The organism is Exiguobacterium profundum (assembly GCF_001909285.1).
GTDB lineage: Bacteria > Bacillota > Bacilli > Exiguobacteriales > Exiguobacteriaceae > Exiguobacterium > Exiguobacterium profundum.
Map to the genome: position 1 here is coordinate 1344774 of NZ_MRSV01000001.1, position 24856 is coordinate 1369629.

A 24856-nucleotide genomic window follows, 5' to 3' on the forward strand; every position below is an offset into this window, starting at 1 on the left:
GCCCATGAATTCGAAGATTTCTTGACTCTTACGCATACTATTTCATTATTTTGGAGAAGTTCGTTATGCTTACCATATATATAGAAGGGAAGTGGCAATATGTATCAAATTGCTCAATTAAATTGGACCGATTCTTACGAGACAATCGTCGTCGGAATTGGAGCGGCTGATTCTATCGATGAGGGGCTCGACACATTGTTTGCTGGACGCGTCAAAGCGCTTATTCAATCAGGAGACCTCTCTACGAAGACGGGGGAAGTGACAATCCTTCCGACATTCGCCGGGGAGACGACCCGTGTTTTATTTGTCGGACTTGGTCAACGAAATGACATGACGACCGAGAATGTTCGGAATTGGTTCGGGAAAGTCGCGAAGCTGATCAAAGTACGTGGACTGAAGGACGTCGCGGTAGCGCTTGATACGTTTACGGACGGAGCGGCGCGTATGTTTACAGAAGCGTATGAAATGGCGACCTATGCCCATCCTACATATAAGTCTGCTCCAAATGAAACGGTCGAAGAACCGACGATCACGTTGCTCGGTGACGTGGACCAGACGGATATCGATGCGGGTGTGGCTTATGGGAAAGGAGTCAATGTCGCTCGAACATTGACGATGATGCCGGCCAATATTTTGACGGCGGAGACGTTAGCGGATTACGCGGTTGAGTTGGCGAAACGTCATGATTTCAAATACCGCATTCTTGAAAAAGAAGAGATGGAAGGACTCGGGATGGGGGCATTGCTCGCAGTGAACCAAGGTTCGACGATTCCGCCAAAATTGATTGTGCTCGAGTATCGCGGGGCAGAGGAAGAAGCTCCGATTGCCGTTGTCGGAAAGGGTGTCACATTCGACACAGGTGGCTATTCAATCAAGCCAAAAGATGGAATCGTCGGAATGAAAGGGGACATGGGTGGCGCTGCTACCGTCCTCGGATTGTTCGAAACCCTCGGATTGACACGACCAAAACGGAACGTGATTGGCATCATCGGTGCGACCGACAATATGATTTCTGGGGATGCGTTCAAACCGGATGATGTGATCACAGCCATGAACGGGAAGACGATTGAAGTCTTGAACACAGACGCTGAAGGACGCCTCGTCCTAGCGGATGCGGTCACATTTGCGAAAACGTATGAACCAAAAGCTATCATCGATGTAGCTACGCTCACAGGTGGCGTTCTTGTCGCCCTCGGTACAGACGTGACAGGCTGTCTGACAAATGATGATTCGCTCTATCGTTCGCTTGAAGCGGCTAGCCGTGAGACGAACGAGCTCGTGTGGCAGATGCCATACTTTGATGTCTTCATCGACAAGGTGAGAAAATCGGAAGTTGCCGACTTGAATAACTCACCAGGTCGTTTCGGTCATATGATTTTTGGTGGCGCATTTGTCGGTGAGTTTGTCGGCGATACACCATGGCTGCATCTCGATATTGCGGGAACGAGCGAACGAGCGGCAGCGAATGACCTCGGTCCGAAGGGGCCGACTGGTGTCATGGTTCGAACCCTCGCACGGATGATTGAATCGTGGGAGCGGTAAGAGCAGCTGGAGTAATCGGTTTGGCGATTCTGTGTGGCTTATGCTACACGGTGTGGCCGAACCGTATTTGGTTAGGGAGTACAGTGTTTCTCGCCGTATTTGGCGTGTTGATGATGTTACAGGAGGTACGACATGGTAGGAGTAGGAATTGATGGTGCACGTGGCGGTTGGGTACGAATCACATATGACAGCATCTCACTTTGTTTAACGATTTCGGAGACGTTGGAGGAGTTGCTGATTGATGGTGCCATGCATTTTGTGGATATGCCGAAAGATTTAGGAACGGTCGACCATCCGAGCCGCGAATGCGATGCGTGGATGCGTTGCCGACTCAGCCAACGAAAGTCGTCCGTCTTCACTCCGCCGATTCAAGAGGTGTTGCAAGAAGCCACTTATGAGGAAGCGAATGAAAGGAGTCGGGCGTTGGTTGGCAAAGGAATTAGTAAACAAGCGTGGAATCTTGTTCCCCGTATCCGTGAGTTTCAGCAGGTGAAGGCAACTGACGTTTACGAATCACATCCGGAAGTTTGTTTTTCAGTCATGATGGGGCATGAGGCGAGTCATTCAAAAAAGACGGTCGAAGGGCAGGATGAGCGAATCGAGTTACTTCGGCAATACTCGAAAAGTTCTCCATGGAAATGGAAAATGTCAAACGTCCAAATCGACGATATTATCGATGCGTGCATCTTGGCGGTAGCTGCCTATGAAGCGGGGACAAGTGGTCTCTCGCTCCAGCCGGCGACATCCGATCAACCCGTAGTGGCTGTACCTCAAATGAAAAAAGAGCGATGAAATCAACATTTCATCGCTCTTTTGCTGTCGTCGTAGGCGGACCGACGATAAATCGCCATATGTAATGAAACACTTTGGCATTGTATACGGCTTTCAACAGGACGGCGAGTACGGGCCCGACGATAAAGCCGAGTACACCGAATAGCTTTAATCCAACGAAGATGGAGATGAGTGCGACCAGTGGATTCAATCCGATATGGGAACCGACAATTTTCGGTTCAGCCAAGTTGCGTTGGACGATGACGATGATATACAACACGACCAATCCGATGGCAACGAACCAATCACCTGTCACCGCGGCATAGGCGGCCCAAGGAATAAGTAGCGTACCGACCCCTAAATAAGGCAAGAGGTCAAAGAACCCCGCAAGTAAAGCGAAAGAGAGCGGGTTGTCAACACGAAGGATGAGCATCCCGATCAAGACGATCCCGAATGTGATGGAGATGAGCGTGAACTGGGCACGGACGTATCCAAATAGGGCAGACTTGAGGTTGATCATCACTTCCTCGAATTCTTTGAATCCTTTTCGTTTGTTCAGACGATTCAGTGAGTTGACGTATGATGGCCAATCCTTTGTGATGAAGAACCAGGCGAGGACAATGACGACCACGAGCAACAAGACGAGCGGGAGCGCCGCTAACATGTTTTGTAGCACACTGGCCACTCCGCGGGACAAGACACCAATCGCTGAGGCGAGTTGGACACCGAGCTCGGTGATTCCTCCCTCGAGCGAGGTCGTTTGTCCGGGATTTAACTGCTGATAGCTCTCGTATGCATCATTGACGAGCGGTGCGATTTTCTCATTGAACAGTCGTTGGATAAACTCGGTGAGTGTCTCAATTTGTTCAGGGAGTCGTTCCGCTGCCACCGTTGCATAATGAATCAATTGGATGATGACGATGGTGATGATTCCGACGACGATGCTAAGCACGATGATCAAGGAAATGAGAGTGCCGAGTGCACGAGGCATATTTGATTTTCGCTCGAAAAAGTTGACGAGCGGGACGGTCATCAAGGACAAGAGCAAGGCAAATACGAACGGATATGTATATTCGAAAAGTATATTCAATAGCCAAGTGATTAAAAAGAAACCGATAACGACGAGAATGAATCGAAGCAATTGCCAAAGTCTTGCCGACGACATGTGGAACCCACCCTTTCCGGACAACTAGGTTGAGCATAGTATATCATGTAAGCGGTAAATAAAGCAGAAAGATAGGTGAATGAACGTGAGAGAAGTTCAACAGAAAATCGATACGATGATTCTTCATTTAGGTGGTTACTGGAGACCTTTATCCGGGCTAGCACGATTGTTAGAAGAGGTAGGAGAAGTAGGGGGCGCGTTAAGGAGAGAGGCGCGGGATGAGTTGAAAGAGGAGTTACTTGATGTACTAGTGATCTCCACGTGTCTGGCAAACCAGTATGCGATTGCATTGCAACAACCAGAGGCGGAGGGAGGAGAATCGAAAGAGAAGCTGTATTTTCAAATTGTTGAAGAGGCAGGGGAAGTGGCGCGGATTTTGAACGCTTATGAAGGCGATAAGAAGTTAAAACCGAACCGTAAAGGTCAATCACTACAGCATCATATCGAGCAATTGCAACGTGCCGTTTTGTCTCTTGGAGAGTCTTACCATCTCAATCTGTTCGATTCACTCTTTGCCCTCATCGAAGAGAAGTCGGCCCGAGACTTTGGACGATTTGATCATACGCAGGATCCGATTACGGAGACATCGGTGCGTACTTATTTATCACATCAGCCAGGTCGCTATTGGGGTGGAGTCCCAGTTAAATCGTTTGAGCGATTCGACCGATATATAGAACGAGAACAACATATCGAGCGTTTTTGTCGCATTTTTGCGATTGAAGGATTGGACGGATTTGTAATTCAACAGAAACGAGATGGATTGATTGTTACAGAGAATCCTTCGATTAAAGAAGGTTTTACTGTCGCCATCGAACGTTACGGTGCGGAGATGTTTCTGATCATCCGACCGGTCAAATAAAAACATTTACCTTTTTATCAAAAACATTCATCTTTTTTTCAATTATTTACTTTTTTTAAAAAAGCATTATGCTAATATGAAATTGTTGTTAGTAGGAAATGCCGCAATGAGAAAGGAATATTTTGGATGAAAATGAAACTATTGAAAGTTGCCCTCATCTTAACGGTCCTCTTGTTTGGTATGCAACTTCCGTCTGCTGAAGCTGCTACTTACGATGGAGAGACGACTGTCAATTTGAACATTCGTACATCCCCTAGTCTGAGTGGGAAGGTAGTGAAAACATTACCAAAAAGCACGAAAGTAAAGTATGGAACGTATAATCAGTCCTGGCACAAAGTGTATGTAAACAATCGTACATACTATGCCTCGGCCCAGTACATTCGGAAACTTTCATCCACTGCAAGTTCGCTAACGACGCAGGCGGCAACGTCTACTGGTGTGACAACTGCGAACTTAAACGTACGAGTCACGTCTCATCGATCGGCGAAGATTGTCGCTACGTTGAAGAAAGGGACGGAAGTGAAGTATGCCGTTCATAATTCTTCTTGGGCAAAAGTCTACCTAAATGGCAAGACGTACTATGCCGCAAAAGCTTACATCGCACCGAAACTGACAGAATCGAATGTGGAGCGGACAAACGGCTACGCGAACCGTGAGTTGAAGTTGTTCGCTGAACGCAACCAACGTTCGAAAGTGCAGAAAGTTCTTCCGAAACATACGGCTGTCGTCTCGAGTAAATATAATTCAAGTTGGTCGATTGTCTATATCGGGAACGAGACGTATTATACGCCGACTTGGGGCATCACAGCAGGCACATTGGACAGTGGTGTAGAGAAAAAAGACGGATATGCAAACCGGGAGATGAAACTCTTCGCTGAGCGGAATCAACGTTCGGCGGTGAAGAAGGTACTCCCCGTGAACACGGCTGTCCTCTCGAGCAAATACAACTCGAGCTGGTCGATTGTATATCTCGGAAGTGAAACTTATTACACACCGACAGCTTGGATCTCTACGTCGAAAACGCCAACGGAGCCTCCGACGACAACGAAACCGGATGATGGACTCACGCAAGGGTATGCAAACCGTACAGTAAACTTGTTTGGGAAAACCCATCAGAGTTCGGAAGTCCTCATGGTTCTTCCGAAATACACGGCTGTTTCATACAAAGCGTACAATTCGAGTTGGTCGACTGTTCATATCGGCTCGAAAGTCTACTACACAGCGAGTTCGTGGTTGACGAAAGGGAAAGCCCCGGCAGCGCCGGAAGCTGCACCAAAAGGTACGGTATACATCAACACACCAGGTGATGTATTGAACGTTCGTTCGAAAGCGAGTCTTGATTCGAATGTGGTTGGTCAACTCAATCACGGAACAGCTGTTTCACATTATGGGACAATCAATGGTTTCCATAAAATCAAGTTCAATGGACAAGATGCTTTCATTTCTTCAGCATTCGTGATGACATCTAAGCCGAGCACATCGACTGGAACAGTCATCGTCCTTGATCCAGGACACGGTGGAAAAGACCCAGGAGCAGTTAATGGATCTCTCTATGAGAAAACGATTGTACTCGATGTAACGAAACGTGTAGAAGCTTATCTTCGCTCAAAATATGATTACAATGTACGTCTCACTCGTTCAACTGATGTCTATTTGACTCTAGATCAGCGAGTTGCTGCAGCGAAGTCGTTACGTGGTGATTTGTTTGTAAGTATGCACGTCAACGCAGCCGGTTCATCATCTGCGAAAGGGGTAGAAACGTTCTATTCTTCTCAGTCTGCGCACAGCGCTCGAAGTCGTGTCCTTGCTTCAAACATTCAAAGCAACTTGGCAGGTAAAATGAGTGGAATGTCGAACCGAGGAGTGAAAACAGCTAATTATTACGTTATTACGTATAATACAATGCCATCTGCACTCGTCGAATTAGGATTTATCTCATCACCAACAGATTTGACTTACCTTCGAAGTAACACGTCTCGTCAGCAAATGGCGGAAGGTGTGGCTGAAGGAATTGCCAAATATGTTCAGACTTATTATTGATTTGAATTAACCCAGACATGATTGTCTGGGTTTTTTTGATGTACAATTAACCGAACCGATTAAATCGGTTCGGTTCAATTTTATAGATCATCAAATCCGTTCGCGTCTGTCACTTTCGCATAAGAACGTGACTTTTGTTCGAAGAAATCAGATTTTGTCGCATTGAGCGAGTCGTCTGAGTATGCACGGATCCAAGGCATGACATCTTCGTCAAATCCTTCATACAAGTCATTCAGACCGATGACGCGGAGGCGCTTATTCGCCAAGTATTTGACGTAGTCTCGCATTTCACTGACGTCGAGTCCATCGAGGTCACGGAGAACGTATTCACACCACTCGATCTCGAGATCGACCGCTTCTGCCATCGTGTCGTATACGAACTGACTGAACTTTCCGTTTTCATCAATCTTCGGATTTTCTGTCAGCACGGCACGTAAGAGCTGGCTGATGAAGTAAGAATGTTGCATCTCATCACGTTGGATATAACTGATCATCGTTGATGTACCGACCATCTTTTGGTGGCGGGCGAGATTGTAGAAATAAGCGAATCCTGAATAGAAGTTGATGCCTTCTAGAATGACGGATGCAACGAGCGATTTCGCAAAGTTTTCAGCGTTCGGAGTCTCGCGGAACGCTTCATATAAGTCCAAGATGAATTGATTGCGCTTCATGACCATTTCATCGTCTTTGGCGATGTCAAAGATTCGATTTTGTTCAGCGAGTGGCACGAGACTTGATAGGACATAGCTGTATGATTGATTGTGCACGACCTCTTGTTGTGCGATGACCGCGAGAACGGCGTGTACAGACGAGTCAGATGAGAACATAGAAGACTCGAGGATGTATCGTGTCTGGACCGAGTCGAGAATCGAGAGCAGTCCGATGATCCGTTTGAATGCATCCTGTTCACGTTCAGTCAATTGCGGCCATTGTTGCATATCCTTAGACATTGAGATCTCATCAGGAATCCAAAAGTTCGATAATAACTGTTTGTAAATGGTATAGAACTGAGGATACGCGATATCGTTCCAATTGACGATCGAACTCGTTTCCCCGCCAATGATGGCGGTTGCCCGGTTAGGATGTTTGGGCGACAATAATTTGATTTTCTGAATCGACATGGTGCATAACTCCTTCTTCTACATGGTGAGCCATCCGCTCTGCCCAATGTTGGACGTTGAACGGTTGGTTACGTGGGGACTGCTCGATTTTAAGCAGTTCCCCGGCAAGTGGGATTCCGTATTTTGAAAGGTGGTACGCCATCTCGTCAACAGCGCGACAGAAATGTACAAACATCTTGTCACCGGTTCCGAATACCGCAGCTTGTCGAATGGGCACTTGGAGTTCCTTCAACACGAGGCGGAACGTATCTTTCATTTCGTCTGGTAAGATTCCGTCTGCCCACGTGTAAGAGCCGAAATAGACGAGGTCGAACGAAGCGAGCGATTGAGCTTCGCGATATCCGACGCGATCGGCATCATAGCGGACGACCGTATCGCCACGGCGATGATGTGTCGATTCGATGAGCGATGCCACTTCTTCTGTGTTTCCACTCATCGAATGACAGATGATTGCGATGTTCATAGGGTGGACCACCTTTCTATAAAATGTACATAATGATTATGACGACGGTTTACGAAGCACACGACTCACATTCGTCGACTTCGACAGTCGTCGAACGAGTGTAGTAAATCGACTTCATGCCAAGAGACCATGCCTCGAGGTGCATCGCAAGAAGCTCTGTCGCTTTTACATCGTTCTTCACGTATAAGTTGAAGCTGATTGCTTGGTCGATGTGGCGCTGGCGAGCCGCGTTTTGACGGATGCTCCATAATTGATCAATTTCAAATGCTGATTTATAGAACCAGTTTGTGTTCGGCGTCAAGTCGGGAACCGTGACTGGAATCTTATAGTTTTTCTTCTCTTCTGAGTAGACCTTTTTGTAGACCGGGTCAATCGATGCGGTACTACCAGCGATAATCGCCGTCGATGAGTTTGGTGCAACGGCCATCATATAGGCGTTACGGACGCCGTTTTGATGTACTTCTGCTGCGAGACCGTCCCAATCGAGGTCGTCGTGTGAACGATAGTTCCGACGCTTGAAGTATTCGCCTGTATGCCATTCTGAACCTTCGAAGACGCCGAATGCTCCTTTTTCTTTGGCGTTTTCCATCGATGCTTGGATTGTGAGATACGCGATTTTTTCATAGAGTTTCTCTGCATATTGAACGGCATCGACCGATTCCCAACGGATTCCTTCTAGTGCGAGCAAATGATGCCAACCGAACGTTCCTAGACCGACTGCACGATACTTCTGGTTCGTGATCATCGCCTGTGGAACTTCGATCGTATTCAAATCGATGACGTTATCGAGCATACGCATTTGAATCGGGATGAGTCGTTCGAGCACATCGGCTTTCACGGCACGAGCAAGTGCGATTGAACTCAAGTTACAGACGACGAAATCACCAGGAGTCTTTGTGATGACGATTTTTCCGTTTTTTTTGTATTCTTCTTCGATTGTCGTTGCCGACATGTTTTGCGCAATTTCAGAACAGAGGTTTGAACTGTAGATCATCCCGGCATGTTTGTTTGGGTTTGCGCGGTTCACTGCGTCTCGGAAGAACATATATGGTGTACCTGTTTCAAGTTGTGAGCGCATGTAACGTTTTACAAGGTCGATGGCTGGAACTGTCACACGAGATAATTCTGGCGTGTTGACACATTCCATATATTTCTCTGTGAAGCTTCCACCGTTCTCTGATTCGTCAAAATAGTCTTCAAGGCTATATCCCATCACGGTACGAATCTCGTGTGGATCGAACAAGTGCCAGTCGCCGCGTGCCTCGACCGTACGCATGAAGAGGTCCGGTAAGCAAACGCCTGTGAACAAGTCGTGTGTCCGGAGGCGCTCATCCCCGTTGTTCAATTTCGCGTCTAGGAATTCGAAGATGTCCTTATGCCAAATGTCTAAATAGACGGCAATTGAGCCTTGACGCATACCGAGTTGGTCGACAGAGACGGCCGTGTTGTTCAATTGCTTCATCCAAGGAAGGGCACCACTTGAGACGCCTTTGAATCCTTTGATGTCACTACCACGTGAACGGATTTTCCCGAGGTAGACACCGATTCCACCGCCACCTTTTGAGAGCGTCGCCACATCGGTGTTCGAATCATAAATGCCACGGAGGGAGTCATCAACTGTATCAATGAAACAAGAGCTGAGCTGTCCATATGATTTACCGGCGTTTGACAATGTTGGTGTCGCGACCGTCATATAAAGGTTTGATAAAGCCCAATAAGCTTCTTCGACGAGCTTCAATCGAGTCGTCTCATTTTCTTTTTGCATGAGCGTCATCGCGATGACCATGAAGCGCTCCTGTGGAAGCTCATAAAGGTTCTTCACATGATCGCGCCCAAGATAGCGGTCCGACAACGTGCGGAGTCCGATATATGTGAAGAGACGGTCACGGGATGGGTCGATCAATGTCTCGAGATGGTCCATGTCTTCTTTTGAATACGTATCGAGAAGCGCTGACGTGAAAATTCGTTTTGCTGTTAACGTCTCGACCAGTTGATAGAAGTTACCATAACGCATAGATGCTTCGTAACCGCGGTTGCGTGCCGCTTCAAGATAGAGGCGGTTCAAGTACATTTCCGTTGCCACGAACGTCCAGTCCGGTTCTTCGGCTTTCAACATATCGAGGGCATGCATCGTCAATAAGTCATATACTACATCTTGTGTTAGCGTTTTTGTCTCGAGCGTCCGAATCGCCCGTTCTTCATAGCGCTCTACGCTTAAGTGAGGATACCGTGTCTGGATAGATTGAATAAGAGAAGAGACGTCAGAAAGCGTTGGAGCCGCTGGTAGCATCGTCTCGTGGTGGATAGGGGATGTCAAAATAGATCACTCCTTTAGATGGTGTAGACGTTATAAAAGGATAATAAGAACTTCCTTACCTGTCACAATATCGTGTTAACGATCAAAATACCCGTTAACTATATATTGACACTTTTTTATTTTTTTTATCATAAAACACCTATATTTAGTTTTTCAATCCTTGACATTTTGGAATGTGCCCGTCACCTTTTTGCTTTTGTTTCAAAAGGGCTTCATGACCCAATTTGAGACAGAGAACAGAGATGAAAAAAATTTATGTATTGTCTTTGCTTGTTTTTTCACAAATTGTTGAATTCGATTTCATCACTCTTGATGAAACATTTCATCCGTTTGTTTGAGGTGGAATGGATTGTATTTGACGTTACTTATCAAAATACCTGCATATTCATTTCATACTAGATATAGTGTTCTGATGAATCAAGAAATATGAATCCATTTGTCAAGGCTGGTATCCGAGTAAAAAGTAAGGTAGATTGGTGAAGTAGGACATGGAATTTCAGCGAAAAGAAGGGTTTAACAAGTGCGTACAGAAGACTTATTATTAACATGGGACCCACTCGGTTATGGGGCAGGTTCATACGGACCTGAGTTTGATGAAGTCATGATGGCATTAACCTATGTCGATTCTCCCGAACAATTGACCGAAGTGATTCGCCGAACGCTTCTTGAAGCGTTCGATGCGTGTCCACCAGAAACAGAGATTTTCGAGATGGCGCAGCGACTCCTCGTATCGTCATCTTGCCAACTATAAGGAGGAACCAATAATGTTACGAATTGATCCAACACCGAATCCGAATGCGATGAAAGTGACACTTCCAGAGAACGTGTTTGGCGCCAAGAGTCAAAGTGTGAAGGCGGGCGAAGCGACAGATCAACCGCTTCTCGCCAAGTTAGTTGAAATCGAAGGCGTGGAGAGTGTCTTTGCTTATGGTGACTTTGTGACCGTATCAAAGGAGAACGGTGTGAGCTGGGAAGCAATTCTTCCACTCGTTGAGACGGCATATCGCGGATGAAACCGATTGTCTCGATTGTCATTCCGGCTTATAAACGCGAGACGGAACTGACGGAACTGCTTGAAAGTCTAACGGTCCAAACATTTCAGCAGTTTGAGGTCTTGGTCATGAATAATGAAGGGCCGCCAAAACAACACCTTTTGGCGCCTTTTTTGAATCAATTGGATGCACGTGTCATCGAAGTGGGTGAAAACCATCATGTTCGTGCCCGTAATCGTGGTGTTCTCGAAGCGAGAGGCGATGTCATCTTGTTACTAGACGATGACGATTTGCTCATGCCGACACATTTGGAGGAGGGGCTACGCGACCTTCAACAGGCAGACCTCGTCTATTCGGATGCTGAGCTGTTCCGATTCGAATGGAGAGCGGGCCGTCGTGTCGTGACGGACTGGGAACCGTTCGCTTACGCGTTTGATCGAGAGCGGATGCGTCAGGACTCGACGTTCATCCCTTCGGGCACGATGTATCGCAAATCGATTCATGACACGATCGGTCTATTCGACGAAGACGTCTATAACTACTGGGATTGGGATTTCTTGTTGAGGGTGATGGATGCATTCACGGTGTCACACCCGGCGCGTGCGACGGTACTTTACGCCTTCAACGGGACGGATAACCTGTCGGCAAAACAGGATGAAACGAGACGTCGTTATTTTGATCATTTCTGTCAAAAGCACGGTCTGACAGACATGGAGATGAAGAATTTCCATATCGTTCAGGAGGAACGACGTGCATTCGTGAGACAGACAGAGAGAACGTTCACAGGCGTGCTACCTGGTCGAACGGAAGGAGAATAAGTATGTATTCATCAAAAGAACTTGAGTTGTTAGAGCTGTTAGAAGAAAAAGGGTATCTCGAGACGAAGATGTTGGCTGATTTGTTGGCACTCGATGAGGAGACGATTGAGTCGATGCTTGAGAAATTCAAGCAAGACGGGATTCTCCTCGGATTTCGTGCCATGGTCAATTGACAAAAAATCAATCGTCACGATGTCACTGCCTTCATTGACGTTAAAGTCACTCCGAAACGAGGACGCGGATTTGACGACGTGGCCGAGCGTATTTATCGTTTCCCAGAAGTGACGGCGCTTTATTTGATGTCGGGGGCGTATGACCTTCAAGTCGTCATTCGGGCGAACTCGCTTCAAGACGTCGCCTCATTTGTCTCAGACAAGCTATCGCCGCTTGATTCGGTCTTGTCGACGACAACCCACTTCAAATTGAAGACGTACAAACATGACGGGATCTTGTTCACCCCACAAACTGAAGATAAGCGGTTGAACATCACGCCATGAAGTCTTTATCGAATCAAGTCGTCTCGATGAAGCCATCGGGCATTCGCCGTTTCTTTGACTTAGCACAGACGATGGATAACGTGGTCTCTCTCGGGGTGGGAGAACCGGATTTCATCACACCATGGAACGTGCGAGAAGCGAGCTATGCCGCACTCGAAGAAGGCTATACGGCGTATAGCGCCAACGCCGGTCTCATCGAGTTGCGCGAAGAGATCGCTACTTATATGAAAGAACGCTTTTTAGTCGAGTACGATCCGACGTCTGAATTGATTGTCACGACTGGGGCATCGCAGGCGCTCGATATCGCATTCCGTGCCCTTCTCAATCCAGGGGACGAGGTCATCGTGGTCGAACCGGCATTCGTTTCATATGGTCCACTCATCGAGTTGGCAGGTGGGACCGTCGTCCCTGTCGCATGTCGTCCGGAAAAAGGGTTTCGACTCGATCGGGAAGACGTCGAGCAAGCCATCACAGAACGGACGAAAGCGATTTTACTCTGCTTCCCGTCCAATCCGACGGGCGCCACGATGAATGGCGATGAACTCGCACAAATCGCAGAGCTCGCGACAAAGTATGACCTTTGGGTCGTCAGCGATGAGATTTATGCGGAACTCTGTTACGACGAACCATTTGTCAGCTTTGCGACGCTTCACGACATGCGAGACCGGACGATTGTCGTCAACGGTTTCTCGAAGGCGTTCGCGATGACTGGATGGCGCCTTGGCTTCACATGCGCACCGGAAATCGTCACGCGAGAGATGTTGAAGGTCCATCAATACGGCATGATGTGTGCACCAACGCTCGTTCAATTCGGTGGACTCGAGGCACTTCGGACCCGTGATCAGCACGTGCCGAGCATGGTGAAAAGTTATCGTCAACGTCGAAACTATTTCATTCAAGCGCTGAATGAAGCGGGGCTACCGACGCACGTGCCAGGCGGAGCATTCTATGCCTTCCCTTCGATTCGACATACTGGATTGACGAGTGAAGAATTTGCAGAACGTCTTCTCGTCGAAGAACGTGTTGCCGTTGTTCCAGGAAACGCCTTCGGTGAGAGCGGGGAAGGGTTCGTCCGGGCGAGTTATGCGACTTCGCTCGAACAACTACAAGAAGCGATTCTCCGAATTCAACGTTTCATGAAACAATTCGAAGTCACCGTAGCCAAGGACTCTCATTCGTGAGAGTTCTTTGGCGTTTTAGCGATATAACGAAAGGGAAAAGACGGGCGAGGTGAAGAGGATGAAACAATTTGACTTTGTTGCAATCGGGTGTGGTCCTTATAATCTTGGTCTCATGGCCCTTGCGGAGAAGACTGAATTGCATGGGGTTTGCTTTGAGCAACGTGCGGAGATGATGTGGCATGAAGGCATGTTGATTGAAGGGATGACGATGCAGACGCATTATTTACAAGATCTCGTCACATTGGCGGACCCGACCCATCCATCGAGTTTTCTGAACTATTTGAGTGATACGGGTCGACTCCAAACATTTATCACGCAAGAACAAGATAAGATTCCTCGAACGGAATACAACCGTTATTTGCAGTGGGTTGTTAACCAACTGTCGACGATTCGTTTCAATCATTATGTGTCTGACGTTGTAGTGGAAGAAGAGGGCTTCCTCGTGACCGTCGAATCAGATGGTCGATCGACACAAGTTCATACAAGACATCTCGTCCTAGGGACAGGGGCGGCGCCATTCGTGCCGGACGGGTTTGAACAAGTCATTCATACGAGCGATTATTTGACGTACCGGCACGTCCTCAAAGACCGATATCGTGTCGCGGTCGTCGGGAGTGGACAGAGTGCTGCGGAAGTCTTCCTTGACTTGTTGCGTGAGGCGACGGATGAACAACGCGTCGACTGGCTTACACGCTCCGAACACTTTGAGTCACTTGAAGCAGGCAAGCTCGGGGATGAAATTTTTAGTGTGGATTATGTCGATTATTTTCATAAGCTACCGTATGACGCTCGGCAAGAGCTACTTGGGTCATTCGAGCGTTTCCGTCACGGTGTCAATCCTGAGACGATGACCTCGATCTATGAGACGTTGTATCATCGGACTGCAGAAGGACAAGCGACGAAAGCTGACATGATGACACAGGTCGAAGTGGAATCAATCACTTATGATTGGTTGACACATCGTTTGAAAGGAACGCAACGCTATACGGGAGAAGTGATTGAAAGAGAGTACGATCTCGTCGTCGTGGCGACGGGGTATCGCCCGGTGGTCCCATCTTGGGTCAATCAGCTCCCGGTCGTATGGGAAGCAGAGGGAGAATGGGCAGTACGTGACACGTATGAGGTGATCATGAGCGAGTCGTTTGGCGGGAAGTTGTTCACGCATACGAATTTAGAGCATTCGCATGGTCCGGCTGCGACGAATCTCGGGATGGCTGTCTATCGAAATGCGGTCATTTTGAACGACATGGCTGGGGAAACGGTCTATCCGATTCGCCATCAGAAGCCGTTTACGACATTTTGAACAAAAAAAGGGCTAGGCGAGTCGCCTAGCGGAATCAGGGGGGAATACTTGAAGTCTTGCTTGATTTGTATTTACCCCGCACTTCGACTTTAAAACATACCAACACGTCAAAAATAATCTTTTTTACTAAATTCTACACTTTATCGAAAAAAGTATGTTATAGTAAGTTGATGAATTTAGCATAGGAGTTGTTTGTAATGGCAAAATACGAAAAAGATCAAGTATTAACAGGTAAAGTAACAGGAATCCAACCATTCGGTGCTTTCGTAGCACTCGATGACGAGACTCAAGGTCTTGTACACATTTCAGAAATCTCACACGACTACGTAAAAGACGTAAACGATTACGTTCAAGTTGGTCAAGAAGTTGAAGTGAAAATCCTTGAAGTGGACGAAGCTTCTAAAAAAATCAAGCTTTCAATGAAAGCGACGCAAGAAGCTCCAAAACGCGAGAAGTCTGCGAAGCCAGCTCGTCGTGCGCCACGCCGCAACGAAGCAGCTTCAAACTTCAAGCAAGAAGAAGCTCCAGGATTCACAGTCCTCAAAGACAAACTTGAAGACTGGATCAAAAACACAAACTTCAAGAAGTAAGTGTTTCAAGGTGGCCCGTTCCAAACGGGTCACCTTTTTTTGTTTTTTTTGAATCGGTGGGACGTATGACGAAACTGTAAATCGAATAGGAGGAGATCATATGAAGATTGGCATCATCGGAACGGGGGGGATTGCGACGAGTGCCCATATCCCGAATTATGTCAAAGCAGGGATGGATGTGGTAGCGGTCATGAACCGGACACGGGCAAACGGGGAACGTGTCGCCCGGCAGTTCGGCATCCCGAACGTTTATGAGACGGTCGAGGAGATGTTCAAGCACGAACAGCTCGATGCGGTCAGTATCTGTACACCAAACGCCTTACATAAAGAGCAAGTGCTGCTTGCGCTTGAAGCAGGATGTCACGTTCTCTGTGAGAAACCACCCGGTATCTCGGAGAATGAGGCAATTGAGATGTTAGAAGCGGCAAAACGAGCCGGAAAAACATTGCATTACGGATTCCATTACCGACATCGTGCAGATACGGTTCTGTTGAAGCGAATGATTGACGCGGGAGAACTTGGAGATATCTATGCAGCGACGGCGTTCGCCCTTCGGCGACGTGGAATTCCGGGATGGGGTGTCTTCACGAATAAAGAACTGCAAGGCGGGGGCGCCCTGCTCGACATCGGTGTGCATATGTTAGACCTAGCGCTTCATTTGATGGGATACCCGAAACCGAGAGAGGTCGTCGGCCATGTCGGTCAATATTTAGGGAATCGACCGGGTGTCGGCTTGCTAGGGGAATGGGACGCGAGTTCGCTTTCGGTTGAGGATACGGCGAGGGCGATGATCACGTTTGAAAATGGGGCATCCTTATTACTCGACGTCAGCTATATGGCCAATATCGAAGAGAAAGATACGATGCGTGTGGAATGTCGCGGCACGAACGCCGGAGCCAGTCTGTTCCCGCTCACGCTCCACACGGAGAAATATGGGGCATTGTTTGACGAGCGACCAGCTTATTTGACTGAACACGACCCGTATGAGCGGCAAATCCAACTCTTCCTTGAAGCCTGTCGAGAAGAGCCGAACTATCGTCAAGCGGAGGAAGCGGTCATCTTGCATCGGATCATCGATCGCATCTACGCATAAGCACGATACTTTTCATTCCGTAAAAACAGGGTATATAGTGTAGGTGTTACATATTTCTATGAGGAGGATGACTTATGCACAACTTTGAATACAAAAACCCGACAAAACTAATTTTTGGGACACATCTGATAAAAAAATTAGCAGGAGAACTCGAAGCGCTCGACGCGAAGAAAGTGATGCTCGTCTATGGTGGCGGAAGCATCAAAAAGAACGGGACGTACGATGAAGTCGTGGCCGAGCTTGAAAAAGCCGGTATCTCATACGTAGACTTCTCAGGTGTTGAACCGAACCCACGGATTGAGACTGTACGTCGTGCGGTGAAATTTGCGCGTGAAGAGGACGTTGATGCCTTGCTAGCTGTCGGTGGCGGTTCCGTCATCGACTGCACAAAACTGATTTCAGCAGCGATTCCATATGACGGGGACGCGTGGGACATCGTACTTCGTGAACATATCCCGACAGAGGCGGTACCATTCGGGACAGTCCTTACACTCGCTGCGACAGGGTCGGAGATGAACTCGGGATCGGTCATCACGAACTGGGAGACTCAAGAGAAGTTCGGTTGGGGTCACCCACTTGTATTCCCGACATTCTCGATCCTCGATCCACGTTACACCGTGTCAGTTCCAAAAGACCAGACAATTTATGGCATCGTCGACATGATGAGCCACTGTTTCGAGCAATACTTCCACCCGAACCATGCGCCGGTACAAGAACGCATGACAGAAGGTGTGTTGAAAGCGGTCGTCGAATCGGCACCCAAACTCGTCAACGATTTAGAAAACGTAGACCTCCGTGCCATCATCTTATTCTCAGGTACGATGGCATTGAACGGTGTACTTCAAATGGGTGCAGCCGGTGACTGGGCATCGCACAACATCGAACATGCCGTATCTGCTGTCCATGACATCCCGCATGCTGGGGGCCTCGCGATTCTCTTCCCACGTTGGATGGAACATGTGTTGGATGAAGACAATGCGGCTCGCTTTGCTCGACTCGGTACGGAAGTGTTCGATGTGGAGCCAGGTGCAACGGATTTAGAGACAGGGAAGCGTACAATCGAGGCCATCCGTGCGTTCTTCGATCAACTCGGTGCACCGAACTCGCTTCGTGACTACGATATCGATGAGTCGACATTCGATGCGATTCTTGATTCTGCGATGAAACGTGGTGCATTTGGTCGTTTCCGTACGCTCGAACGGGAAGATGTTGCGCATATTCTCGAACTAAGTAAATAAGGCGATTTCTTGCCTATTTTGCAATAATGATTGAACGAATCTAGACTTTCCGTTTATGATGGGTCATGTATGGCTCTTTTACGAGCGATTTAAAGGAGGAAATGACATGTCAACTGTACGTTTCGATTATTCAAACGCGCTCTCATTCGTAGGGAAGCATGAAATCGACCAAATGCAAGAAACGGTAAAAACTCTTCACTCGGTGATTCACGAGCGGAGCGGTGCCGGAAGTGATTTTCTTGGGTGGGTCGACCTTCCGACCGAATACGATCAAGATGAGTTCGCACGAATCAAAGCTGCGGCGGAACGAATTCGCGAGAATTCAGATGTTCTCGTCGTCGTCGGAATCGGAGGTTCTTACCTCGGTGCCCGTGCAGCGATCGAAATGCTTCAACATTCGTTCTTCAACGTATTGTCAAAAGAAGAGCGCAAGGCGCCACAAGTATTCTATGCGGGCCATAACATCTCTTCAACGTATATGAGAGAATTGCTTCAAGTGCTTGAAGGGAAGGACGTCTCAATCAACGTCATCTCGAAATCAGGAACGACGACAGAACCTGCGATCGCATTCCGTGTCCTCAAGCAATTCATGGAAGACAAGTATGGTCAAGACGGAGCGCGTGAGCGGATCTATGCGACGACAGACCGTGCCCGTGGTGCCCTCAAGACGCTCGCGGACGCTGAAGGTTACGAGACGTTCGTTATTCCAGATGACGTCGGTGGACGTTTCTCTGTCCTCACACCGGTCGGACTTCTTCCGATTGCCGCTGCAGGAATCGATATCGATGCTTTGATGGAAGGCGCACGCGATGCACAAAACGCCTACAGCTCGCCAGAATTGGCTGAGAACGAAGCGTATCAGTATGCAGTCGTACGTAATGCTCTCTATGCGAAAGGTAAATCGATTGAGATGCTCGTCAACTACGAACCAGCTCTACACTACGTGTCAGAGTGGTGGAAACAGCTTTACGGAGAATCAGAAGGGAAAGACAACAAAGGGATCTTCCCTGCGGCTGTCGACTTCTCGACTGATCTTCACTCGATGGGTCAATACATTCAAGAAGGCCGTCGCGACTTGTTCGAGACAGTCATCCGTGTGAAAGAAGTCCGTCACACAATGAACGTCCCAGAAGACGCACAAGACTTGGATGGTTTGAACTTCCTCGCAGGCGAAACAATCCAATTCGTGAACGACAAGGCGACAGAAGGGACGCTCCTCGCACATACAGATGGGGACGTACCGAACCTTGTCGTCGAATTGCCAGAGATGACACCTTACCACCTCGGTTACTTGTTCTACTTCTTCGAGAAAGCATGTGCAATGAGCGGATACATCCTCGGGGTGAACCCGTTCAACCAACCTGGCGTTGAAGCATACAAAGCGAACATGTTCGCATTACTCGGTAAACCAGGGTATGAAGAACAAAAAGCAGAACTTGAAAAACGCTTGAATCAATAAGAAAACGAATCGGTCCGCGTGTCGGACCGATTTTTTTGTTTGAAACTGGGTGCAGACAAGGTAAAGTGAGAGTAGACAGGGGAAAGAAAGGGATGGACTATGAAGACATTCAAGGATTACTATCATAATCAAGTCGAGTTAAGCTTCACCCATTATCCGTTCTCAGACACGCCGCTCCACGTCTGGGTCGTCGCCCGATATAAGGACAAATGGGTATTGACGAAACATAAGCAACGAGGGCTCGAATTCCCAGGTGGGAAAGTCGAGCCGGGCGAACATGAGGATGCCGCTGCCATCCGGGAAGTATATGAAGAGACCGGAGGCGTCGTCAAGATATTACGATACATGGGGCAGTATCGTGTGCTCGGCCGCGGCGACACCGTCATCAAAAACATTTATTTTGCGGAGATCGAACGATTCGAAGATCATCCCGCAGTCGACGAGACGGATGGGGCCGTCTTGATCGATGTCTTGCCGGACAACCTACTACGGAATCCACGGTACAGTTTTATGATGAAAGACCGTGTCTTACCGGAAACGATGAGGGTGCTCCATGAGCAACACTTGGTTTGATCGGGTCGACGTCTTGCCACCTTATGCCGGTTATCGGGTGACGCGTGGGTGGTATACGACGAATGATGGGGAAGAGGTCGTCGCCTATTCGATTGAACCGAAACGGTCGAACGGACAGGTATTGATGTACTTACGAGGGGGGACGGCACGAATCGGAGACGTCCGGTTGCCGCGACTCATGCAATTTGCGGCACGTGGTTTTCATGTGGTGGCCCCGGTTTATCGAGGCAATCACGGAGGTACGGGAAAAGAAGACTTCGGTGGAGAGGATTTAGAAGACGTACTCTCACTCTATGATCGCGTCCAAACGAGTGGACGACCGATTCATGCACTCGGTTTTTCGCGCGGTTTGATGATGGCACTCTCTCTCGCATCTGAACGACCGGTCACCACTGTCACTTCATGGGCCGGTGTGACGAATCTAGAGTGGACGTATGAAGAGCAGCGCTCGATGCGGAAGATGTTACGTCGCATGACGGGCGGGGACCCTGAATCGGCAGAAACGGCATATACGGAACGTTCTCCGCTCTATAAGGAATGGGGCGCTCCAACGCTGATCATCCATGGTACGGATGATGAGCAGGTCCGATTGCGCCATGCGACGGCAGTCGCCGAGAAATTAGGTAAGCAGGCCGAGTTTTGGGTGCTTCCGTTCGGACACCAACTCCCGTTTTGGGATAAATGGGAGACGACCGAACAAGCGATGGAATGGATGCTACAACAAGCAAAAGCACCGACTCGATGAGTCGGTGCTTTCGTATTAGATGACCAGTGGACCGGCTGCGATGACCGATTCACTCGCTTTCGTGAACCGTGTGAAGTTCTCTTTAAACTTCATCGCGAGTGCTTTCGCCTCGACATCGTAGCGAGCTGGGTCGCTCCACGTGTCACGTGGATTGAGCACGTTACTCGGTACGCCTTCGATGGCTACTGGAATCTCGACGTTGAAAATGTCATGTTTCTTCGTCTCGACGTCACGAAGTTGACCGTTGACTGCGGCGTTGACCATCGCACGCGTGTAAGCGAGTTTCATACGTGAACCTTCACCGTATGCACCGCCAGTCCAACCTGTGTTGACGAGGTAGACATCCACGTCGTGTTCCTCAATCAATTTACCGAGCATATCCGCGTAACGCTCTGGAGCGAGCGGAAGGAACGGTGAACCGAAGCAAGTCGAGAATGTCGCCTGTGGTTCTGTGACACCGCGCTCGGTGCCGGCAAGTTTTGACGTATAACCCGACAAGAAGTGGTACATCGCCTGTTCTTTCGTCAGTTTGCTGATCGGAGGCAAGACGCCATATGCATCTGCCGTCAAGAAGACAATCGTATTCGGATGACCTGCGCGAGATGGGAGCATCGCATTGTCGATGAACTCGATTGGATATGCCGCACGTGTGTTTTCCGTCAGGGAAATGTTCTTATAGTCCGGTGTACGATCTTCATTCAACACGACATTTTCAATCAATGAACCGAAGCGAATCGCATCATAGATTTGAGGTTCGTTCTCACGAGACAAGTTGATCGTCTTCGCGTAACAACCTCCTTCGATGTTGAAGACCCCGTCCGGTGACCATCCGTGTTCGTCGTCTCCAATCAAGTGACGCTCAGGGTCAGCCGAGAGCGTTGTCTTCCCAGTGCCCGACAATCCGAAGAATAGTGCCGTTTCGTTCGCATCGTTGACGTTTGCTGAACAGTGCATCGATAACACGTTCTGCTCAGGTAGCAAGAAGTTCATGACGGAGAAGATAGATTTTTTAATTTCGTCACCGTATTCTGTTCCCCCGATCAGAATCGTGCGCTTGGCGAATGAGACGAGAATGAACGTCTCAGAGTTCGTACCATCGACCGCAGGGTCTGCTTTATAGCTCGGTGCATAAATGACCGTGAACGGGTCGAACGCACCTTTCGTCGGCCATTCGCGTAAGAACAATTGTTTGGCGAACAGACTGTGCCACGCATACTCCGTAATGGCACGGACAGGCAACGTATAGTGTTCATCTGCACCAGCGGATGCTTCTAGATAATACAGCTTATCCTTCTTTTCTAAATGGTCGAGAACTTTGTCAAGAAGTGCTGAAAACTTCTCTTCTGCGATCGGTTGGTTCACTTTACCCCAATCGACGAGGTTGTTGCTGACTTCATCTTGTACGACGAATTTGTCTTTCGGTGACCGTCCGGTAAAAGCACCGGTGCTGACAGATAATGCCCCGTCTTTTGTCAGTACACCTTCACCATTTTGAATGGCTTCTTCCACCAGCTCTGGAACCGTCAAGTTCCGTAACATGTCGGCACCATTAATTAATTCTTCGATTTTCAGGAGCGTTGTTGCCATCCTGAATCCCACCTTTCCCCTAAATAGATGTGGATGAAATCCGCATACTTCCGCGATTACGATTAATCAGTATGACATTTTTAATTATATGTGACACACTAATTAAACACAAGCGTTTCTTCTCTCTAAGTAAGCGCTTTCTTACAAAGTTATTTTATCACATTCTCTTATCACAAGGTGTTAAAAAAAAGAAACGAAATAAAAAATGTTTGACGATTCACAAACAGAAATGTTTTGCAAGTCTGTGAAAACTTTTACGAATTCGTCCGATTCCCTTGACATAATCGAGTGTCATTTATATGATGGTTTTCGTAACGGATACTCTTATTCTGAGCGGTGGAGGGAACAAGGCCCTACGAAGCCCAGCAACCGTCCGACATGAAGTCTTGTGCGGAAAAGGTGCTATCCTGAAGCGAAGCCATTAGCTTCGAACGATAAGAGGGTAAGGAAGAACGATTCAACCTTTCCCCATGTATGTCATCGGGGGAGGTTTTTTTCATTACCGTCCCAAAGCAACGCGTAAGGGGAACGAGTACCGTCCACATAATACCCTTATTATAGGAGGTTTTTTGAATGTCAAAATTGAACCGTCGACTTTTTACTTCAGAGTCGGTTACTGAAGGACATCCAGACAAAATTTGTGATCAGATCTCTGACTCCATCTTGGATGCCATTTTAGCGGAAGACCCGAATGCCCGTGTTGCGGCAGAAACGTCTGTCACAACAGGTCTTGTACTCGTAGCTGGTGAAATCACAACGTCAACTTACGTGGATATCCCGAAAGTTGTCCGTGAAACAATCCGCGAAATCGGATACACGCGTGCGAAATATGGCTTTGATGCTGAAACGTGTGCGGTCTTGACGTCAATCGATGAGCAATCGGTAGACATCGCGCAAGGTGTTGACCAGGCGCTTGAAGCACGTGAAGGTCAGATGACTGAAGAGGAACTCGATGCAATCGGTGCAGGAGACCAAGGTCTTATGTTCGGATATGCGACAAACGAGACACCTGAGCTCATGCCGCTTCCAATCTCGTTGGCACACAAGTTGTCACGTCGTCTTGCTGAAGTGCGTAAGAACGGTACGCTCGAGTATCTTCGTCCGGACGGGAAGACGCAAGTAACCGTCGAGTATGATGAGGACAACAACCCTGTTCGCATCGATACGATTGTTATTTCGACACAACACGCTGAAGAAATCACGCTTGAGCAAATTCAAGAAGAAAAAAAAAAACATGTCATCGAGGCAGTCATTCCGGCTGAACTCATCGATGCTGAAACAAAATACTTCATCAACCCGACTGGTCGCTTCGTAATCGGTGGACCACAAGGGGACGCAGGTTTGACTGGACGTAAGATCATCGTCGATACGTACGGTGGATACGCTCGTCACGGTGGCGGTGCATTCTCTGGTAAAGATCCTACAAAAGTTGACCGTTCAGCGGCATACGCAGCCCGCTATGTAGCGAAAAACATCGTTGCAGCAGGACTTGCTGATAAAGCAGAAGTTCAACTTGCATACGCAATCGGTGTTGCACACCCAGTATCAATCGCTGTCGATACGTTCGGCACAGGTAAATTGAGCGAAACGGAACTCGTTGAACTCGTTCGCGAGAACTTCGATCTCCGTCCAGCAGGCATCATCAAGATGCTTGACCTTCGTCGCCCAATCTACAAACAAACGGCAGCTTACGGTCACTTCGGTCGTACAGACATCGAACTCCCATGGGAGCAAACAGATAAAGCAGCCATTCTTGAAGAAGGCGCGAAACGTTTCGCGTAATCATCAAAAACGACCTTTCCGAGGAAAGGTCGTTTTTTTATGCTGTCGGTGGTACCTGTTTGTTCGAATCGGATGAAGAATCGGTTGTCGGATCTTGTCCAAGCGCCGTATCCTTCGCTTCGACGACTTTCTCCCCGATGTTCTGTAAGTCCGACTTGGCCTCTTGAGCCGTCTCGACGATTTTAGTGACGTCCTCTTTCACGGTATCGACTTCCCCGACGACTTTTTCGTATACGTTTTGGACATCTGTAGAGACTTCTTGAATCTTTGTCGAGGCCGACTTCACTTGTTCAATGACTTGAGACGCCTTTCCGGCAGGATCTTGTTTCACTTCGTTGACGATGCCCCCGACCGACGATTTCGCATTCGAGAGGGATTGCTTTGTCTGCTCCCGGTTCGAGGAGCTAAGTAAGGCGAGTAGACCACCGACGAGTGCACCGAGCAACATCCCGGTCACGACACTGATTTTTGGACTTCCCCCGTCCAATTGATCGAATTGGCGGTTCGGGTTTGCTGTCTGTTCTACTTTCGGGTCATGTTCTTGTCTAGGTTCCATGTGGTTCCACTCCTTCGTTTGATTGGCATTGGTTGTGTTATACCCTAGAGCAATGTCTACGTAACGTTTTCTGATGAATCGTCATGAAAAAGAAATGAAGGAGCAGGATAAAAACACCGGGATAGGGAATGATACAAATAGATTGGCCAAAAGGGGGAAGCTGT

Annotated in this window: 22 protein-coding genes, 1 pseudogene and 1 riboswitch; of the genes and pseudogenes, 17 read left to right on the forward strand and 6 right to left on the reverse strand. The window is 48.2% G+C overall.

Translation table 11 applies throughout. The features are described from left to right. Positions 1-99 precede the first annotated feature (99 nt). Together BBB58_RS07000 and BBB58_RS07005 are read left to right on the forward strand one after the other, a co-directional pair. Positions 100-1542 carry a leucyl aminopeptidase gene (locus BBB58_RS07000; protein ID WP_074036405.1) on the forward strand — a complete coding sequence of 481 codons (1443 nt, stop codon included), beginning with the start codon at positions 100-102 and terminating at the stop codon, positions 1540-1542. Positions 1543-1674: 132 nt separating this feature from the next. Further along, positions 1675-2334 carry a DUF429 domain-containing protein gene (locus BBB58_RS07005; protein WP_074036406.1) on the forward strand — a complete coding sequence of 220 codons (660 nt, stop codon included), beginning with the start codon at positions 1675-1677 and terminating at the stop codon, positions 2332-2334. A 10-nt stretch (positions 2335-2344) separates the two neighbouring features. Here the strand turns inward: BBB58_RS07005 and ytvI are convergent, their stop codons facing one another. Next, positions 2345-3478: a sporulation integral membrane protein YtvI gene (gene ytvI / locus BBB58_RS07010; RefSeq protein ID WP_074036407.1), complete on the reverse strand. Its 1134-nt coding sequence runs from the start codon at positions 3476-3478 to the stop codon at positions 2345-2347. Positions 3479-3557: 79 nt separating this feature from the next. On the opposite strand from ytvI, the gene BBB58_RS07015 reads away from it, so the two are divergent. Then, a complete protein-coding gene (locus tag BBB58_RS07015; RefSeq protein ID WP_074036408.1) occupies positions 3558-4337 on the forward strand; it encodes a nucleotide pyrophosphohydrolase in 780 nt (259 codons plus the stop codon). A 126-nt stretch (positions 4338-4463) separates the two neighbouring features. Beyond that, positions 4464-6377: an N-acetylmuramoyl-L-alanine amidase family protein gene (locus tag BBB58_RS07020; protein WP_074036409.1), complete on the forward strand. Its 1914-nt coding sequence runs from the start codon at positions 4464-4466 to the stop codon at positions 6375-6377. An 80-nt stretch (positions 6378-6457) separates the two neighbouring features. On the opposite strand, the gene BBB58_RS07025 is transcribed toward BBB58_RS07020, so the two are convergent. From BBB58_RS07025 to BBB58_RS07035, 3 genes are read right to left on the reverse strand one after another with little or no spacing between them, the layout of a single operon-like run. Continuing rightward, positions 6458-7498 carry a ribonucleotide-diphosphate reductase subunit beta gene (locus BBB58_RS07025; RefSeq protein WP_074036411.1) on the reverse strand — a complete coding sequence of 347 codons (1041 nt, stop codon included), beginning with the start codon at positions 7496-7498 and terminating at the stop codon, positions 6458-6460. Then, complete coding sequence (locus tag BBB58_RS07030) at positions 7455-7961, reverse strand: flavodoxin domain-containing protein (protein WP_074036413.1); 507 nt, start codon at positions 7959-7961, stop codon at positions 7455-7457. Before BBB58_RS07030 ends, BBB58_RS07025 begins: the two co-directional genes overlap by 44 nt. Before the next feature lie 49 nt (positions 7962-8010). After that, positions 8011-10278: a ribonucleoside-diphosphate reductase subunit alpha gene (locus tag BBB58_RS07035; protein ID WP_074036414.1), complete on the reverse strand. Its 2268-nt coding sequence runs from the start codon at positions 10276-10278 to the stop codon at positions 8011-8013. A gap of 520 nt (positions 10279-10798) precedes the next feature. Between BBB58_RS07035 and BBB58_RS07040 the strand changes: the two genes are divergently transcribed. The 12 genes and pseudogenes from BBB58_RS07040 to BBB58_RS07095 all read left to right on the forward strand — a co-directional run bounded on the left by BBB58_RS07040 (position 10799) and on the right by BBB58_RS07095 (position 20767). Beyond that, positions 10799-11029: a DUF1871 family protein gene (locus BBB58_RS07040; protein ID WP_074036415.1), complete on the forward strand. Its 231-nt coding sequence runs from the start codon at positions 10799-10801 to the stop codon at positions 11027-11029. Between the two features lie 13 nt (positions 11030-11042). Beyond that, positions 11043-11291 (forward strand): NifU N-terminal domain-containing protein, encoded by a 249-nt coding sequence (locus BBB58_RS07045; RefSeq protein ID WP_074036416.1) that lies wholly within the window; start codon positions 11043-11045, stop codon positions 11289-11291. Then, on the forward strand, positions 11288-12088 hold the full coding sequence (locus tag BBB58_RS07050) for a glycosyltransferase family 2 protein (protein WP_074036418.1): 801 nt from the start codon (positions 11288-11290) through the stop codon (positions 12086-12088). Before BBB58_RS07045 ends, BBB58_RS07050 begins: the two co-directional genes overlap by 4 nt. A 2-nt stretch (positions 12089-12090) precedes the next feature. Continuing rightward, positions 12091-12585: pseudogene (locus BBB58_RS07055) on the forward strand (Lrp/AsnC family transcriptional regulator). Then, on the forward strand, positions 12582-13766 hold the full coding sequence (locus BBB58_RS07060) for an aminotransferase (RefSeq protein ID WP_074036420.1): 1185 nt from the start codon (positions 12582-12584) through the stop codon (positions 13764-13766). The pseudogene BBB58_RS07055 and the gene BBB58_RS07060 overlap by 4 nt, the downstream one beginning before the upstream one ends. 58 nt (positions 13767-13824) lie before the next feature. Further along, positions 13825-15069 (forward strand): lysine N(6)-hydroxylase/L-ornithine N(5)-oxygenase family protein, encoded by a 1245-nt coding sequence (locus tag BBB58_RS07065; RefSeq protein ID WP_074036422.1) that lies wholly within the window; start codon positions 13825-13827, stop codon positions 15067-15069. A 197-nt stretch (positions 15070-15266) separates the two neighbouring features. Continuing rightward, positions 15267-15659: a S1 domain-containing post-transcriptional regulator GSP13 gene (gene yugI / locus BBB58_RS07070; protein ID WP_012726799.1), complete on the forward strand. Its 393-nt coding sequence runs from the start codon at positions 15267-15269 to the stop codon at positions 15657-15659. A 100-nt stretch (positions 15660-15759) separates the two neighbouring features. Then, a complete protein-coding gene (locus BBB58_RS07075) occupies positions 15760-16752 on the forward strand; it encodes a Gfo/Idh/MocA family protein (protein WP_074036423.1) in 993 nt (330 codons plus the stop codon). Between the two features lie 74 nt (positions 16753-16826). Further along, complete coding sequence (locus tag BBB58_RS07080) at positions 16827-17990, forward strand: iron-containing alcohol dehydrogenase (RefSeq protein ID WP_074036425.1); 1164 nt, start codon at positions 16827-16829, stop codon at positions 17988-17990. A 106-nt stretch (positions 17991-18096) separates the two neighbouring features. Beyond that, on the forward strand, positions 18097-19449 hold the full coding sequence (locus tag BBB58_RS07085; RefSeq protein WP_074036426.1) for a glucose-6-phosphate isomerase: 1353 nt from the start codon (positions 18097-18099) through the stop codon (positions 19447-19449). 99 nt (positions 19450-19548) lie between these two features. Beyond that, positions 19549-20022, forward strand: coding sequence for an RNA deprotection pyrophosphohydrolase (gene ytkD / locus BBB58_RS07090; protein WP_074036427.1), 474 nt, complete (start codon positions 19549-19551; stop codon positions 20020-20022). Beyond that, positions 20003-20767 carry an alpha/beta hydrolase family protein gene (locus BBB58_RS07095; RefSeq protein WP_074036428.1) on the forward strand — a complete coding sequence of 255 codons (765 nt, stop codon included), beginning with the start codon at positions 20003-20005 and terminating at the stop codon, positions 20765-20767. Before ytkD ends, BBB58_RS07095 begins: the two co-directional genes overlap by 20 nt. 15 nt (positions 20768-20782) lie before the next feature. On the opposite strand, the gene pckA is transcribed toward BBB58_RS07095, so the two are convergent. After that, the gene (gene pckA / locus BBB58_RS07100; protein ID WP_074036430.1) at positions 20783-22354 is read right to left on the reverse strand and encodes a phosphoenolpyruvate carboxykinase (ATP); all 1572 of its coding nucleotides are present in this window, start codon (positions 22352-22354) and stop codon (positions 20783-20785) included. Between the two features lie 321 nt (positions 22355-22675). Beyond that, positions 22676-22795: riboswitch (SAM riboswitch) on the forward strand. A 132-nt stretch (positions 22796-22927) separates the two neighbouring features. On the opposite strand from pckA, the gene metK reads away from it, so the two are divergent. Continuing rightward, positions 22928-24136: a methionine adenosyltransferase gene (gene metK / locus BBB58_RS07105; RefSeq protein ID WP_074036431.1), complete on the forward strand. Its 1209-nt coding sequence runs from the start codon at positions 22928-22930 to the stop codon at positions 24134-24136. A 37-nt stretch (positions 24137-24173) separates the two neighbouring features. Here metK and BBB58_RS07110 read toward each other — a convergent pair whose 3' ends face one another. Beyond that, positions 24174-24692, reverse strand: coding sequence for a hypothetical protein (locus BBB58_RS07110; protein WP_074036432.1), 519 nt, complete (start codon positions 24690-24692; stop codon positions 24174-24176). Between the last annotated feature and the right edge of the window lie 164 nt (positions 24693-24856).